This window comes from Pseudotabrizicola sp. 4114, from assembly GCF_031457365.1.
Classification (GTDB): domain Bacteria; phylum Pseudomonadota; class Alphaproteobacteria; order Rhodobacterales; family Rhodobacteraceae; genus Pseudotabrizicola.
Genome location: NZ_JAVDWP010000001.1, coordinates 894,501 through 907,773, shown reverse-complemented (window position 1 = coordinate 907,773; position 13,273 = coordinate 894,501). Strand labels below are relative to the sequence as shown.

15 protein-coding genes and 1 pseudogene are annotated in these 13,273 nt (G+C 63.2%); 8 read left to right on the top strand and 8 right to left on the bottom strand.

The genetic code is table 11. The features are described 5' to 3' along the window. Window positions 1–115: 115 nt before the first annotated feature. Window positions 116–574, bottom strand: coding sequence for a GatB/YqeY domain-containing protein (locus tag J2X53_RS04460; protein ID WP_349036309.1), 459 nt, complete (start codon window positions 572–574; stop codon window positions 116–118). A gap of 178 nt (window positions 575–752) precedes the next feature. On the opposite strand from J2X53_RS04460, the gene carA reads away from it, so the two are divergent. The 3 genes from carA to J2X53_RS04445 all read left to right on the top strand — a co-directional run bounded on the left by carA (window position 753) and on the right by J2X53_RS04445 (window position 3,801). After that, on the top strand, window positions 753–1,907 hold the full coding sequence (gene carA, locus J2X53_RS04455; RefSeq protein WP_349036242.1) for a glutamine-hydrolyzing carbamoyl-phosphate synthase small subunit: 1,155 nt from the start codon (window positions 753–755) through the stop codon (window positions 1,905–1,907). Window positions 1,908–2,033: 126 nt separating this feature from the next. Next, entirely contained in the window at window positions 2,034–3,323 is a 1,290-nt protein-coding gene (locus J2X53_RS04450; protein WP_349036241.1) for a glycosyltransferase, read from the top strand. 85 nt (window positions 3,324–3,408) lie between these two features. After that, window positions 3,409–3,801, top strand: a complete 393-nt coding sequence (locus J2X53_RS04445; RefSeq protein ID WP_349036240.1) for a hypothetical protein — start codon at window positions 3,409–3,411, stop codon at window positions 3,799–3,801. Window positions 3,802–3,817: 16 nt separating this feature from the next. On the opposite strand, the gene J2X53_RS04440 is transcribed toward J2X53_RS04445, so the two are convergent. Both J2X53_RS04440 and J2X53_RS04435 read right to left on the bottom strand, forming a co-directional pair. Further along, window positions 3,818–4,594 (bottom strand): KilA-N domain-containing protein, encoded by a 777-nt coding sequence (locus J2X53_RS04440; protein ID WP_349036239.1) that lies wholly within the window; start codon window positions 4,592–4,594, stop codon window positions 3,818–3,820. 223 nt (window positions 4,595–4,817) lie between these two features. Further along, entirely contained in the window at window positions 4,818–5,780 is a 963-nt protein-coding gene (locus J2X53_RS04435; RefSeq protein ID WP_349036238.1) for an IS1595 family transposase, read from the bottom strand. Window positions 5,781–5,883: 103 nt separating this feature from the next. Between J2X53_RS04435 and J2X53_RS04430 the strand changes: the two genes are divergently transcribed. Next, window positions 5,884–6,090 carry a DUF6471 domain-containing protein gene (locus tag J2X53_RS04430; RefSeq protein ID WP_118155661.1) on the top strand — a complete coding sequence of 69 codons (207 nt, stop codon included), beginning with the start codon at window positions 5,884–5,886 and terminating at the stop codon, window positions 6,088–6,090. On the opposite strand, the gene J2X53_RS04425 is transcribed toward J2X53_RS04430, so the two are convergent. Beyond that, the gene (locus tag J2X53_RS04425) at window positions 6,087–7,073 is read right to left on the bottom strand and encodes a hypothetical protein (RefSeq protein ID WP_349036237.1); all 987 of its coding nucleotides are present in this window, start codon (window positions 7,071–7,073) and stop codon (window positions 6,087–6,089) included. The two genes, J2X53_RS04430 and J2X53_RS04425, sit on opposite strands and share 4 nt — an antisense overlap. Window positions 7,074–7,196: 123 nt before the next feature. On the opposite strand from J2X53_RS04425, the pseudogene J2X53_RS04420 reads away from it, so the two are divergent. Continuing rightward, window positions 7,197–7,814: pseudogene (locus J2X53_RS04420) on the top strand (glycosyltransferase); the annotation flags it as partial. Window positions 7,815–7,829: 15 nt separating this feature from the next. On the opposite strand, the gene J2X53_RS04415 reads toward J2X53_RS04420, so the two are convergent. After that, entirely contained in the window at window positions 7,830–8,468 is a 639-nt protein-coding gene (locus J2X53_RS04415; protein ID WP_349036308.1) for a GntR family transcriptional regulator, read from the bottom strand. Window positions 8,469–8,668: 200 nt separating this feature from the next. Between J2X53_RS04415 and J2X53_RS04410 the strand changes: the two genes are divergently transcribed. The 3 genes from J2X53_RS04410 (at window position 8,669) to J2X53_RS04400 (ending at window position 11,040) form a co-directional block, all read left to right on the top strand. Beyond that, the gene (locus J2X53_RS04410) at window positions 8,669–9,319 is read left to right on the top strand and encodes a pyrimidine 5'-nucleotidase (RefSeq protein ID WP_349036236.1); all 651 of its coding nucleotides are present in this window, start codon (window positions 8,669–8,671) and stop codon (window positions 9,317–9,319) included. Between the two features lie 80 nt (window positions 9,320–9,399). Beyond that, window positions 9,400–9,669 (top strand): hypothetical protein, encoded by a 270-nt coding sequence (locus tag J2X53_RS04405; protein WP_349036235.1) that lies wholly within the window; start codon window positions 9,400–9,402, stop codon window positions 9,667–9,669. Between the two features lie 171 nt (window positions 9,670–9,840). Then, entirely contained in the window at window positions 9,841–11,040 is a 1,200-nt protein-coding gene (locus J2X53_RS04400) for a UbiH/UbiF family hydroxylase (protein ID WP_349036234.1), read from the top strand. Between the two features lie 76 nt (window positions 11,041–11,116). Here J2X53_RS04400 and J2X53_RS04395 read toward each other — a convergent pair whose 3' ends face one another. The 3 genes from J2X53_RS04395 to J2X53_RS04385 all read right to left on the bottom strand — a co-directional run bounded on the left by J2X53_RS04395 (window position 11,117) and on the right by J2X53_RS04385 (window position 13,269). After that, on the bottom strand, window positions 11,117–12,241 hold the full coding sequence (locus J2X53_RS04395; RefSeq protein ID WP_349036233.1) for an aminotransferase class V-fold PLP-dependent enzyme: 1,125 nt from the start codon (window positions 12,239–12,241) through the stop codon (window positions 11,117–11,119). Window positions 12,242–12,355: 114 nt separating this feature from the next. Then, window positions 12,356–12,814, bottom strand: coding sequence for an Lrp/AsnC family transcriptional regulator (locus tag J2X53_RS04390; protein WP_349036232.1), 459 nt, complete (start codon window positions 12,812–12,814; stop codon window positions 12,356–12,358). Then, a complete protein-coding gene (locus tag J2X53_RS04385; RefSeq protein ID WP_349036231.1) occupies window positions 12,811–13,269 on the bottom strand; it encodes an Lrp/AsnC family transcriptional regulator in 459 nt (152 codons plus the stop codon). The genes J2X53_RS04390 and J2X53_RS04385 overlap by 4 nt, the downstream gene beginning before the upstream one ends. Between the last annotated feature and the right edge of the window lie 4 nt (window positions 13,270–13,273).

Sequence of the window (13,273 nt, the reverse complement as noted above, 5' to 3'; positions counted from 1 at the left end):
GGTTTTGGCCGGAACGCCCCCCCACCCCGGCCCTCCCCCACGAGGGGGGAGGGAGGCGCTGGGGGCAGCGGCGCAAGTGTGCCTGAACCGCAGCGACAAGAGGGCGCTTTGCCGTTTACGACAGCCGCGCCTTGACCATCGGCCCGACCGCGCCGAAATCCATCTGGCCGGTGTACTGGCCCTTCAGAACCGCCATCACCTTGCCCATATCGCGGATGCTGTCGGCACCGACTTCGGCCACGGCGGCCACGATGGCGGCCTCGACTTCGGCGGCGGACAGCTGGCGCGGCAGGAATTCCTCGATCACCTTGACCTCGGCCAGTTCCTTTTCCGCCAGTTCCAGCCGCCCGCCCTCTTCATAGGCGCGGGCCGATTCCTGGCGCTGTTTCACCATCTTGCCAAGGATGGCCAGAATATCGCTCTCGCCCACCTCGACCTCGCCGCCTTCGCCGCGCACCGCGATCTCGCGGTCCTTGATGGCGGCGTTGATCAGCCGCAGGGTGGACAGCCTGTCCACCTCCTTCGCCTTCATCGCTTCTTTCAGGGAAATCTGCAGACGTTCGCGCAGCGACATGAGGATGCCTTCCATCAGGGACCAAGGCGCGCATAATACAGGGGTTGGGCCCAGAGGACAACCGGCCATGCTTTTCCCAAGCCATTGTAATCCTGACATATTCCATTTGTGACAAAGCCTTGACCCCGCCCGCTATCCCCCGTAGGTTCCGCGCAATTTACCGATAGGAGTCGCCGCCATGTCTGCTCAGCAGAAAGCAACCGCCTGCCTTGCTCTGGCCGATGGCACGGTGTTTTACGGCAATGGCTTTGGCGCGGTCGGCGAGACGGTGGCGGAACTGGTGTTCAACACCGCGATGACCGGCTATCAGGAGATCATGACCGACCCCAGCTATGCGGGTCAGGTGGTCACCTTCACCTTCCCCCATATCGGCAATACCGGCGTGACCGTTGAAGATGACGAAACCGCCGAACCCGTCGCCGCCGGGATGGTGGTGAAATGGGACGTGACCGAGCCCTCAAACTGGCGCGCCACCGGCGAGCTGACGGACTGGCTGGTCAAGAAAGGCCGCATCGGCATCGGCGGCGTCGATACCCGTCGCCTGACCCGCGCCATCCGCCAGCAGGGCGCGCCGCATGTGGCGCTGGCCCATGACCCCGAGGGCAATTTCAACATCGAGGCGCTGGTCGCCCGCGCCCGCGCGTGGAAGGGTCTGGTCGGCCTTGATCTGGCCAAGGACGTGTCCTGCACCCAGTCCTACGCTTGGGATGAACAACGCTGGGCCTGGCCCGAGGGCTATACCCGGCGTGAGGGGGCGGGCCTGCGGGTCGTCGCCATCGACTACGGCGCGAAACGCAACATCCTGCGCTGCCTTGCCTCGGCGGGTTGCGAAGTCACCGTCCTGCCCGCCTCTGCCACGGCCGAGGATGTGCTGGCGCTGAACCCCGAAGGCGTGTTCCTGTCCAATGGCCCCGGCGATCCGGCGGCCACCGGCGCCTATGCGGTGCCGATGATTCAGGGCGTGCTGGCAAAAGAGATCCCGGTGTTCGGCATCTGCCTTGGCCATCAGATGCTGGCCCTTGCCCTTGGGGCAAAGACCGTCAAGATGAACCACGGCCATCACGGTGCCAACCACCCGGTCAAGGATCTGACCACCGGCAAGGTGGAAATCACCTCGATGAACCACGGCTTTACCGTGGACAGCCAGACCCTGCCAAAAGGCGTGGATGAAACCCATATCTCGCTGTTCGACGGCTCGAACTGCGGCATTGCGCTGGCCGGCAAGCCGGTGTTTTCGGTGCAATACCACCCCGAAGCCAGCCCCGGCCCGCAAGACAGCTATTACCTGTTTGAGCGCTTTGCCCGGGAAATGCAGGCCCGCCGCCCCGTCTGACCTGCGGGCCTGACCTGCCGTGCTTCGCGGCGTGGATGATCCTGCGCCGCGGCTGGGGGATGCAGCGGCCTTAACACTGCATTAACCAGCTTCATGCCACTCTCGGCCGGCAACAGCCGAGGGTCTATGTCCGCCGCTCAACCGCTTCCCCGATCTGCGCCGGTTGTCGTGCCTGTTGAGGGCGCGCAACCCGCTGCGCCGCTGCTGAGCCGGGCCGATACACTGGGCGTGGCGCTGCTGCGGGACGGGCTGGTCAAGGGCGACGAGATTGTGCAGGCGCTGGCCTTGCAGACCCAGCGCCGGGGCCGGATCACCGATATCCTGCTCGCGCGCGCCGCCCTGCCCCCGGATGAGCTTTATGCCGTGCTGGCCGCCCATTGGGAGACCTGTGTCATCGACCCGGCGAAAACCCCGCCCGACACCCGGCTGCTGGACCGGCTGGGTGCCAGTGCCTGCCTGCGAAAGTCGATGCTGCCGTGGCGCGACGTGGGCGGCGCGACCGTCATCGCCACGGCGGAACCCGAGGATTTTCTGCATCACCGCGACCACCTGACCCGGCTGTTTGGCCCGGTGGCCATGGCCATCACCTCCCGGCAAGCGGTGCAGGAAACCGTACTGGCGCTGCGCGGCAGGCAACTGGCGCAAGCTGCGGAAACGCGGGTGCCCGATGCCGAAAGCTGCCGCACGCTGGGCGGTTCCGGCCTGACCGGCCCGGCGCTGCTGATTGCCGGCCTGACCGCCGTCCTGATGCTGGTCTGGCCCCTGGGCCTATTGTGGTTGCTGACCGGCTGGACGTTTCTGACCCTGCTTCTGACCACCCTGCTCAAAGCCGCCGCCGGGTTGGCCGCCGGGCTGCGCCGCCCGCCCGACCCTGCCCCGCCGATCATCGTGCGGATGCCGGTCGTCTCGGTCATCGTCGCCCTTTATGGTGAAAGCAACATCGCCCCGCGCCTTGTGCGCCGTCTGGGCAAGCTGGACTACCCGCGTGAGTTGCTCGACATTGTGCTGGTGGTCGAGGCCGAGGATCATCTGACCCGCGACGCCCTTGCCGGGGCGGATCTGCCGCCATGGATGCGGATCATCGTGGTGCCCGATGGCCAGATCAAGACCAAACCGCGGGCGCTGAACTTTGCCATCGACCATTGCCGGGGCTCGATCATCGGGGTCTATGACGCCGAAGACGCGCCCGAACCGGACCAGATCACCCGTGTGGTCGAGCGGTTTTATCAGCGCGGGCCCGAGGTGGCCTGTCTGCAGGGCATGCTCGACTTCTACAACCCCACCACCAACTGGCTGTCGCGCTGTTTCACCATCGAATACGCGACATGGTTCCGCATTGTCTTGCCGGGGCTGCAACGGCTGGGCCTGCCGATCCCCTTGGGCGGCACCACGCTGTTTTTCCGCGGCGTTATGTAGCAAACGCACCAACTAGAAACTACACCTAACCGCCTGACTCTGCTAGTATTTCCGCATGCAAAACACAGTTTCCGGCCTTCTCAAGATGCGCGACGACACCATGGGCGAACTTGTCGCCCTGCGTGAGCGTTCCGCCGAACTCCACAACGATCTGGAAGCCATTGACCGCATCCTGTGCGCTATGGGCTTTGAGGGTGAACTTGAGGGGCGACAGATCAGGCAAAGCCGTCTGGTGATTTTCCACCGCAACGAGCTGCGTCAATTCCTCTTACGGGAACTGCGCAAGGGCGAACCGCTTTCAAGCCGGGATCTGGCAGAGCGGATATGCGGCGAGGAAGGCAAGGACATACGCGACGTGCGGATGGTGCTGGACGTGACGCGGCGCGTCAGCAAGGCTATGCGGCTCCTGCTGGACCAGAAGGCGGTCAGGGGCGAGAAGGACAGGATGCGGCGGTATGTGTGGAGGCTGGCCCAGTAAAGGGCCAGCGACTTTCTTACATACCCAGCGACTTCTGGCGGTCCTTGCGGTCCAGATCAATTGCCTGACGCACAAATGATGCCGACCTCTGAGTTGCGCGTTCGCATGGGGTGTTGCCTGTGGGTTTTTCGTCCTCGATCCGTTGCCGTGCGAGAGTTTCAGCCATCATCACATACACAAGCTCGTCCTTCGACATTTTGTCGCGAAGGTTTGTCTTCTCAGGCAGGTCGCGCGCCTTAAGTACCGCCTTGCTTGTGCCCCCAAGGACTTCCTTGTAAACAGCATTTGTGCAGTTTCCATACCCAAAGCCGCTGACATTATGCTGCTTGAGTGCTTCTGTGAATTCGTTGCGCTTGACGCGACCCAGCGCTCGTGTTGCTGCCCACTCGTTCTGTTCGTCAGTCGCCCGCTGCAAGACTTCATCTGCAAGTGTTGGGTCAGCAGACTTGTACCTGAGAAAGACCTCCTTAACCTCTATGGCAAGTGCTGGGTTCAGGTACTCAGCGTAATCGAGAGCCAACCTTGGATCGGCGAACGTGCCCCCTCCGGCACCCCTTTTGGCGTAAGTGGCTGTTCTATAATCAGTTTTCGTCCAATTACCCGATTTCCCGGTATTTAGCTTCAGCACACGAAGTATTCTCTGTGTCGTGGTCTGCAAGCCTAGCCAGTCGCCGGGTGTTCGGTTTTTGGAAAAGCCGGAAGCCGAGTGAATGTCGGTCAGGCTAACCAATCCATTTATGTCAGTGGCAATTTTGCGGCCACGGATCACCATGGCAGTTGTATTTTCAGTCATCGTGCGCCCTTTCATGACGCTGGGGCACGGTAACTTTTGCCTTGACCTGCGCGCACCATTTGGTAGACGCTCGGTCTTGTTCAGGGAGGCTGTGTTACCGCACAGTTGAACGAGATCGATCTCAGAAGGCCGCCCCTGCAAGGGCGGTCTTTCCCTTCTACAGTACGTCATATTACAGAGTCCAGCGGCGTTCTCCTTTCACCCCCACAATGGCTTGTGACGATCAAGCCGACCGCTGCCAGTAGCCTTTCCACGCGCGGCTGACAGGGCATCCCATCGCGTTCGCCACCAGACCGTGAGCCAGAACGCCGTTGCTTTCGCGGCGCTTGTCTTCCAGCCACGCGGCTTGCGTTGCGTACTGGTGCAGGTAGCGGGGGCTGACGTGGTGGTGTTGGCCGACAACCATGCGACGTAGACGCGAGAAATAGCTTTCCGCCCAGTTGGTGTGCTTGCCGTGGTCGCTGTAGACTTCGCTGTGGTTCACGCGGTCAACTTCCCAACCGGCATGCAGCATATCCCAGTGCGAGGCTTCGTCAGCCGACAGGGTCGCCATGCGGTCAACATTCTCGTTCACCAGCGCCACGCCTTCGGCTTCTGCCATGGTGACGACTGGCAGGGTGCGGCCCAGACGCTCACGCATCACCACGACAACGCGGCGGCGTCCGTTCTGGTGTTCTTTCTTGCGGCGGTCCACGCGGTCAGCCTTGACGTTGGCGGGGCGGATATGACCGCCGAAGTAAGCGCCATCAACCTCGACGTGGCCTTTCAGTATTTCGCCCGTGTGGACTTCCAGCGCCATCGCCTCGCGCAGCTTGTGAGCCAGCACGAAGGCGGTCTTGTATTGGCAGTCCAGATCGCGCGACAGCTGCACCATGGAAACGCCCTTGGCAGCGTTCACCGTGATGATGATCGCTGCCAGCAGGTCAACGAAAGCCATCTTGCGGCTGGCAAAGATCGTGCCGGAAGTCACCGAGAACTGACGCAGGCAAGCCTTGCACTTGAACTTGCGGCGGGTGGTGATCTTGTACGTTTCAAAGCAACCGCATTCAGGGCAAACGGCTTCGCCATCAGTTTCCGGCCAGCGCATTTTGCAGAACGTTTCATGGGCCGCAGCTTCACCGGCCTTGTAGATCGCCTTGAGGCTCAGGGTGCGAGCCGCTGCGGAAAGGAGGAAGTGCTGTGCCATTTGTCATCGCCTGTGTTACGTATGTAACGTATATAGTGCGTTGACGTATCGCGCGCAAGGGCATAAGTAACGTATACAGTGCTTTTATTGCCGAGGGTGATGTATGATCGAAAAAACAGACTGGGAAGTGTTCGCAGCAAACATGCTGAAAGCGGAACTCAAGCGCAAAGGCGTGACCTATGCGCAGCTCGCGGATCTGATCGGGGATAAAGAAGTAAATATTCGCAACAAGTTAGCGCGCGGGAAATTCCCAGCTGCGTTCCTGTTGCAGTGTTTCAGCGCAATTGGGACGCATGAGCTACGGTTCTAGCCTTCAAGTGGTAGGTTGTCCTGTCCCGAAGGCGGGGCCTCTAGAAATCGCAATACTTTAAGCACCCTGTAAGAGGGCTTCTTAGGTTTTCCATCCGCGCCAGTTGGTATCGTGATTTCAAGGCGAACTTGATAGGTGTCGTCCATCATTGCGCCGCCGCGCTTGACGGCATCTTGGGCAATACTGGTTTCCGATATGTCCGCGTAGATGACCTCTTGTCCAAGTTTGAAGCGCCAGGTATCAGCAGTTGCCTCAAAGACCGGCGAATATACGGTCAACCAAGCAGTTGTCTCTTCCACCGTGGGGGCTATGTCCTTCGCCTCTTCGATGCCACTTGCACAAGAGGTAATGATCGCGTCGGCCTCGTCTTTCTCAATCTGCCTTACAACCCTTCCGCCATCCCGAAGCGTCATGTTATCAAAGCCATCGGACCCGATTGGCGACAGCGCATCGCGCGCCGCCGCTAGGGCCTTCGGGTTGTTGGACAGGTTGTATGTGTGGTTGTGAATGATGACGTGGTTGCGCTCCCCTTCCACCCTTACTGCCACCATACCAGCCTGATCGGTGTCTGTGATCTGTGAGACGTCCTCAACCTTGCGACCGCGCTTCCAACGCAAGTAACCCAAGAATCCCAAGCCCGAAGCGACAGTCCCACCAACGATAAGATCCAGCCACTCAAGAATATCTTTGGCGTCCTTCACCTCTTGCAAGCCGACCAGCTGCCTTGCTTGCTCATAAAGCGTAAGGACAACGTCAAAATTCACGTTGAAGCATTTGTGCTCAAAATCGGAGACAACAAGGACGCGGGCCGTCGCTACCTTCCCGTTGGCCTCCTTATTGGCTTCGCGGACCAGTCTGCCAAACGCCAAGAGGGCAGGCGCTAGGATGTCCACGTCAATTGTGTGGTCATCAGCTCGGTTGGGGCCGTCATATGCTACTGAAAAAGACTTCCTACTCACTTCGGCCACCGTCTGTTGAGCCATTAAGAATCTCCCAAAAATGCTTGAGAGTAAACATGCACGGCGCTATCGGACCGCGCAACTTTTCGTTATAAGCGCCTTCGCGCCGACCCTCTTCCAGCTTGGTGCGTTTGATACATAACACCGTTTTTCCGCCGCGCCGCACTGGAAGAGCTGGGCGGGTGGGACGCGCACAACGTCACCGAAGACGCCGATCTGGGCATGCGGCTCTATCGCCACGGCTACCGGACCGAGCTGATCCACACCATCACCGGAGAAGAGGCCAACTGCCGCACCCTGCCCTGGATCAAGCAACGCTCGCGCTGGCTCAAGGGCTACATGATGACCTGGGCCACCCATATGCGCGACCCGGTGCTGCTGTGGCGGCAGCTGGGGCCGTGGAAATTCGCAGGATTTCAGGTGCTGCTGCTGTGTACCCTGTCGCAATTCCTGCTGGTGCCGGTGCTGTGGTCGTTCTGGCTGCCCTGGATCGGCCTGCCCCACCCGATTGCCGATGCGCTGCCGCCCGTCGTCACCGTCGGGCTGATCGGCGTGCTGCTGCTGACCGAGGTGGTGAACCTGTCGCTGCATCTGACGGCGCTGCACCTGTCTGGCCACCGGTTCAGCCGCTGGTGGGTGCTGATCATGCACTTCTATTTCCCGCTGGGTGCCCTTGCCTCGTACAAGGCGGGGTGGGAGATGGTGCGCAACCCGTTCTATTGGGACAAGACCGCGCATGGCCATTTCGACCCGCTTGACGGGTGAGGGTCTTTGGGAGGCTCAGTCCTTCAGCCGCAACTCGCCCGCATCCACCCGCAGCCGGGTCTCGAACGCCCGGCTGATATGCACCCGCAGCGCCTGATAGGCCGCCTCGCCGTCGCGCGCCTCGATTGCGGCCACGATCCGGTCATGCTCGGCAAGCGCCACCTCGCTGCGCCCCTCGGCTGCCAGCGAGGTATTTGCCATCAGCGCCATCGACCGGTGCACCAGATCCAGCTGCTGCACCAGAAAACGGTTGTGGCTGGCCAGATGGATCTGGCGGTGAAAGCGCTTGTTGGCCCGGCTGAGCGCGCGCGGATCCCCGGAGAGCAGGCGGCTGTCATCCTCGACCATCGCCCGCAGCACCCGGATTTCCTCATCCGTGGCATGGCGCGCCGCCAGCCTTGCGGCCAACCCCTCCAGCTCGCTGCGCACCGCATAAAGCTCGGCCAGCTGGTTGTGGTCCAGACTGGCCACAATCAGACTGCGCCCGTCGCGCGTCAGCATCGCCTGCGTCTCGAGCCGCTGCAACGCCTCGCGCACCGGGGTGCGGCTGACCCCCAGCCGCTCGGCCAGTTCCGATTCGACCAGACGATCGCCGGGCTTGTAAAGCCCCGCCTCGATCGCTTCGAGAATCAGCGTATAGGCATCCTTCTGCACCGGCACGTCCTTGTTATTTCGATGTGACAGGCAGGCTACAGCCCGGTGCCGGCCTTTGGCAAGCAGCCATGGCCACGCACCCGCTGCCAGCGGCGGATGCCTCCGGCGGGAGTATTTCAGAAAGGTGCAATCCAAAGGGGGCACGCCAGAGTGAGACGCGGGGGCTTGCCGGGGCAAAATCGCCGGGCTAGAGCGGGGCCATGGACCGCAGCAGCTTTTCCCATGTCGAGACCTGGGTGTTTGATCTCGACAACACGCTTTACCCGCCCCGCATGCGGCTGTTCGACCAGATCGAACAGCGCATGACGACCTGGGTGATGCGCGAGCTTGGGGTGGATCAGGCCCACGCCAACCATCTGCGCGGGCATTACTGGCAGCTCTACGGCACCACCCTCGCCGGGTTGATGCGCGAGCATGCCATTGATCCGGTTGGCTATCTCGCCGATGTGCATGACATCGACTTTTCGGTGCTGGAGGCCGATCCGCAGCTGGCCCGCCGGATTGCCGCCCTGCCCGGCAGGCGCATCGTCTATACCAATGGCGACGCGCCCTATGCGCAAAAGGTGCTGGCGGCGCGCGGATTGGCCGGGCTGTTTGATGCCGTCTACGGGGTGGAACATGCGGGCTATCTGCCCAAACCCGAGGCCGCGGCCTTCGAGACGGTGTTTGCCCTTGACGGTCTGACCCCGGCGCGGGCCGCGATGTTCGAGGATGATCCGCGCAATCTGGCGGTGCCGCATGCGATGGGGCTGCGCACGATCCACATTGCGCCGCAGCCGGAACCGGCCCCGCACATCCACCACCATGCAGCCGATCTGTCGGGCTTTCTGGCGCTGCTGACCGAAAGCTGAGTCGCGGATGCGTCATTTCGCGCGTGGCACGATCCGCGCGCGGTGCCTATCTCTGGAGCGATATGCCGGAGATGCCGCAGATGGCCCAGACCACACCCTCCTTCACGCGCCCGTCCTTTGGCCAGCGGCTTTTGTACGGCACGCCGGTGATTGGGCGCATCGCCCGCGAGATCGCGCAGGATGTGAACAACGTGTTCTACCTGCTGGTGGTGGTGCTCACGCTGGAGGTCCTGGGCTTTCTGCTCTGGGGGCCGGTGGTGTTTACACTGACAGCACTTGTGCTGGTGCCGCTGATGTTTGTGTTCTTTGTGGTGATCAGCTGGCCCGGCCGGTCACGGCCAAAGCTTTGAGCGCCCGGTCACGGCCGAAGCTTTAAGCGTCCGGTCACGGCCAAAGCTTTGAGCGTCCGGTCACGGCCGAAAAACTAAGCGCCCGGTCACGGTCCATGCGCTGACCGGGGCATTTTGTCCCTTCGACTTCCCCGCCACCGGGGCTATCTTGTGCCCGGACAGGAGAGCCCGATGACACGCACCAGCACCGATATTCTGATCTCTGGCGGCGGGGTCGCCGGGCTGAGCGCCGCTGCCGCCTTTGGCGCGGCCGGGTTCAGCGTGATCTGCGTTGATCCCACGCCCCCCGTCACCTCGGACACTGATGACGGCGCCGATCTGCGCACCACCGCGTTTCTGCAGCCCTCTGTCGCGGTGCTGCAGGCCGCAGGCCTCTGGGCGCGGCTGGAGCCCTATGCCGCAGCCCTGCAGGTGATGCGGATCATCGACGCAGGGGGCGAGGTGGCGGAACCGCGCCTGACCAAGGATTTCAACGCCGCCGACATCAGCGATCTGCCGTTTGGCTGGAACCTGCCGAACTGGCTGTTGCGCCGCGAGATGGTGGCGCGACTGGCCGAGCTGCCAAACGTCGATTTCCGCCCCGGCACCGGCACCGCCCGGCTGCTGACCCGCACCGGCGAGGCGCTGGTCACCCTGACGGGTGGCGCGCAGATTCGCGCCCGCATGGTGATCGCGGCGGACGGGCGCAATTCGGTGGTGCGTCAGGCGCTTGGCATCCCGGTGAAAACCCTGCGCTACGGGCAAAAGGCCCTCGCGTTTGCCGTCTCGCATCCGGTGCCACACCAGAATGTTTCGACCGAGATCCACCGCTCCGGCGGCCCGTTCACGCTGGTGCCGCTGCCCGACCGTGACGGATTGCCCCGCTCTGCCGTGGTCTGGATGGAAACCGGGCCGGAGGTTGCGCGCCTGCAGGCGCTGCCGGTCGCCGCGTTCGAGGCCGAGATGAACGCCCGCTCGTGCCAGATCCTCGGGCCTCTGACTCTGGCCAGCCGGTTGACGGTCTGGCCCATCATCTCCCAGATTGCCGAACGGATGGCGGGCGAGCGCTGCGCGCTGATGGCTGAAGCCGCGCATGTGGTGCCCCCCATCGGCGCGCAGGGGCTGAACATGAGCCTTGCCGATCTGACGGTGCTGCTGGATCTGGCCAAGGCCGCGCCGGAGGATATCGGTTCGGCAAAGATGCTCGACGCCTATCACCGCAAACGCCATTGGGACGTGCAGGCCAGGGTGACCGGAATCGACGCACTGAACCGCGCCTCGATGATGGGGGCACAGGGCCTGCGCGACCTGCGGGCGACGGCGCTGAACGCGCTCTATTCCGCCGCGCCGGTGCGCCGGACCCTGATGAAAGCCGGCCTCGGCGTCCGCTGACCCGAATTTTCTGCGAAAATTCTGCGCCTCACCCGGCGCATCGCTGATTTTTCGCAGAAAAATCGTGCCCCCGGGGCTACAGCACCGCCGCCACCGCCCGCTCCAGCCGCGCCACCGTGCCCGGCACGTCGCGCAGCTTGTCGAGCCCGAACAGCCCGATGCGGAAGGTCTTGAACGCCTCACCCTCGCCCACCTGCAACGGCACGCCCGCCGCAATCTGCAAGCCCTGCGCGCGGAACTTGGCGCCGTTCTGCACTTGCGGGTCATCGGTATAGCTCACCACGACACCGGGGGCCTGAAACCCCTCTGCCGCGACCGAGCGCACGCCCTTCGCCGCCAGCAGCGCCCGCACCGCCCGCCCCAGCTCCCATTGCGCGGCCTTGGCCGCGTCAAAGCCCATTTCGCGGGTCTCGACCATCGCATCGCGGAACCCGAGGATGGCATCGGTCGGCATGGTGGCATGATAGGCATGGCCGCCGCCCTCATAGGCCGTCATCATCGCCCGCCACTTCTTCAGATCCAGCGCAAAGCTGTTTGACGTGGTCTCCGCCAGCCGCGCCTCGGCGGCAGGCGACATCACCACCACCCCGGCAGAGGGCGAGGCTGACCATCCCTTTTGCGGGGCCGAGATCAGCACATCGACGCCGACAGCCGCCATATCCACCCAGATGCAGCCCGACGCGATGCAATCGAGCACCATCAGCGCCCCCACCTCATGCGCCGCCTCTGCCACCGTGCGGATGTAATCGTCCGGCAAGATGATCCCGGCGCTGGTCTCGACATGCGGCGCAAACACCGCCTCGGGCCGGGTCTCGCGAATTTTGGCGCAGACCTCTTCCACCGGCGGTGGCGCATAGGGCGCGCGGGCGTCATTGCCGGTCTGCCGCGCCATCACCACGCTCACCTCTTGCGCAAAGCCCCCTGCTTCAAAAATCTGGCTCCAGCGATAGGAAAACCAGCCGTTGCGCACCACCAGCACGCGGCCTTGCCCGAATTGCCGCGCCACCGCCTCCATCGCATAGGTGCCGCCGCCCGGCACCAGCGCCACGGCGCTGCCGTTATACACCTCGCGCAGCATCTCTGACACATCGCGCATCACGCCCTGAAACCGCGCTGACATGTGGTTCAGACTGCGATCGGTGAACACCACCGAAAATTCCTCCAACCCCTCCGGGTCAACATTGCTCAACAATCCAGCCATGACTCTCTCCTCTTTGCGCCAACCATAGCTCTGCCCGCGCAAAAAGCACCCCCCCTGCCCATTACCTGTCTCCAAATATCCCGGGGTCCGGGGCAGAGCCCCGGCGGCCAGCCGCTACCCCAGCGGCCCCGGCCTGCGCTCTTCGGTCAACAGCACATTGGCCTCTACCGTGCCCACGCCCGGCAGGGTCATGATCCGCCGCCGCAGCACCCGTTCAAAATCGGCGATGTCGCGGGCCACCACCCGCAGGCGATAGTCGAACAACCCCAGCACATGCTGCACCACCTGCACCTCGGGGATGGCGCTGACCGCGCGCTCGAAATCCTCCAGCGGCACCCGGCCGCGCGTGGCCAGCTTGATGCCCAGAAACACCGTGACGCCAAAGCCAAGGGCGGCGCGGTCCACCTCCACCCGCCGCCCCGCCAGCACGCCCGCCTCCTCCAGCCGCTTCACCCGCCGCCAGGCGGCGGGCTGGCTCAGCCCCAACAGCCGCCCCAGCTCTCCCGCGCCCACCATGCCATCGCGCGACAAGATCCGCAGAATGCCCCGGTCCAGATCATCCAGATCCATCATATCGGCAATCCTTCGGCATCCTTGATCGTGGCAATGAGCATGAGCGCCTCCAGCTCGGCAATATGCGGCAGGGTCAGGATGCGGCGGCGGTAGATCTCTTGATATTGCACCATGTCGCGGGCAATCACCGTCAGGCGCACATCGACCCGGCCCAGAAAGGTCTCGATCGTCACCACCTCCGGCACCTCACGCGCGGCGGAGATGAATTCGTCAAAGGCGCGGGGGTTGGTCTTGTCGAGGGTAAAGCGCAACGACACCTCCACCCCATAGCCCAGGGCGCGCCAGTCGATCACCGCCGCCTCCGCCTTGATCACCCCGCCCTCCCGCATCCGCTCCAGCCGCCGCCACAGCGTCGCCGGCGTTACCCCGGCGCGTTCAGCCAGCACCGCCCGCTCCAGCGCGGGTTCCGCCAGATAGTGGCGCAGGATGCGGCGGTCGGCCTCGTCCAAATGCATGATT

What these genes read in the sequence shown, in the direction of transcription:
- J2X53_RS04460 (WP_349036309.1), bottom strand. Translation starts at nt 574, where the DNA reads ATGTCGCTGCGCGAACGTCTGCAGATTTCCCTGAAAGAAGCGATGAAG.
- carA (WP_349036242.1), top strand. Translation starts at nt 753, where the DNA reads ATGTCTGCTCAGCAGAAAGCAACCGCCTGCCTTGCTCTGGCCGATGGC.
- J2X53_RS04450 (WP_349036241.1), top strand. Translation starts at nt 2,034, where the DNA reads ATGTCCGCCGCTCAACCGCTTCCCCGATCTGCGCCGGTTGTCGTGCCT.
- J2X53_RS04445 (WP_349036240.1), top strand. Translation starts at nt 3,409, where the DNA reads ATGCGCGACGACACCATGGGCGAACTTGTCGCCCTGCGTGAGCGTTCC.
- J2X53_RS04440 (WP_349036239.1), bottom strand. Translation starts at nt 4,594, where the DNA reads ATGACTGAAAATACAACTGCCATGGTGATCCGTGGCCGCAAAATTGCC.
- J2X53_RS04435 (WP_349036238.1), bottom strand. Translation starts at nt 5,780, where the DNA reads ATGGCACAGCACTTCCTCCTTTCCGCAGCGGCTCGCACCCTGAGCCTC.
- J2X53_RS04430 (WP_118155661.1), top strand. Translation starts at nt 5,884, where the DNA reads ATGATCGAAAAAACAGACTGGGAAGTGTTCGCAGCAAACATGCTGAAA.
- J2X53_RS04425 (WP_349036237.1), bottom strand. Translation starts at nt 7,073, where the DNA reads ATGGCTCAACAGACGGTGGCCGAAGTGAGTAGGAAGTCTTTTTCAGTA.
- J2X53_RS04410 (WP_349036236.1), top strand. Translation starts at nt 8,669, where the DNA reads ATGGACCGCAGCAGCTTTTCCCATGTCGAGACCTGGGTGTTTGATCTC.
- J2X53_RS04405 (WP_349036235.1), top strand. Translation starts at nt 9,400, where the DNA reads ATGGCCCAGACCACACCCTCCTTCACGCGCCCGTCCTTTGGCCAGCGG.
- J2X53_RS04400 (WP_349036234.1), top strand. Translation starts at nt 9,841, where the DNA reads ATGACACGCACCAGCACCGATATTCTGATCTCTGGCGGCGGGGTCGCC.
- J2X53_RS04395 (WP_349036233.1), bottom strand. Translation starts at nt 12,241, where the DNA reads ATGGCTGGATTGTTGAGCAATGTTGACCCGGAGGGGTTGGAGGAATTT.
- J2X53_RS04390 (WP_349036232.1), bottom strand. Translation starts at nt 12,814, where the DNA reads ATGATGGATCTGGATGATCTGGACCGGGGCATTCTGCGGATCTTGTCG.
- J2X53_RS04385 (WP_349036231.1), bottom strand. Translation starts at nt 13,269, where the DNA reads ATGCATTTGGACGAGGCCGACCGCCGCATCCTGCGCCACTATCTGGCG.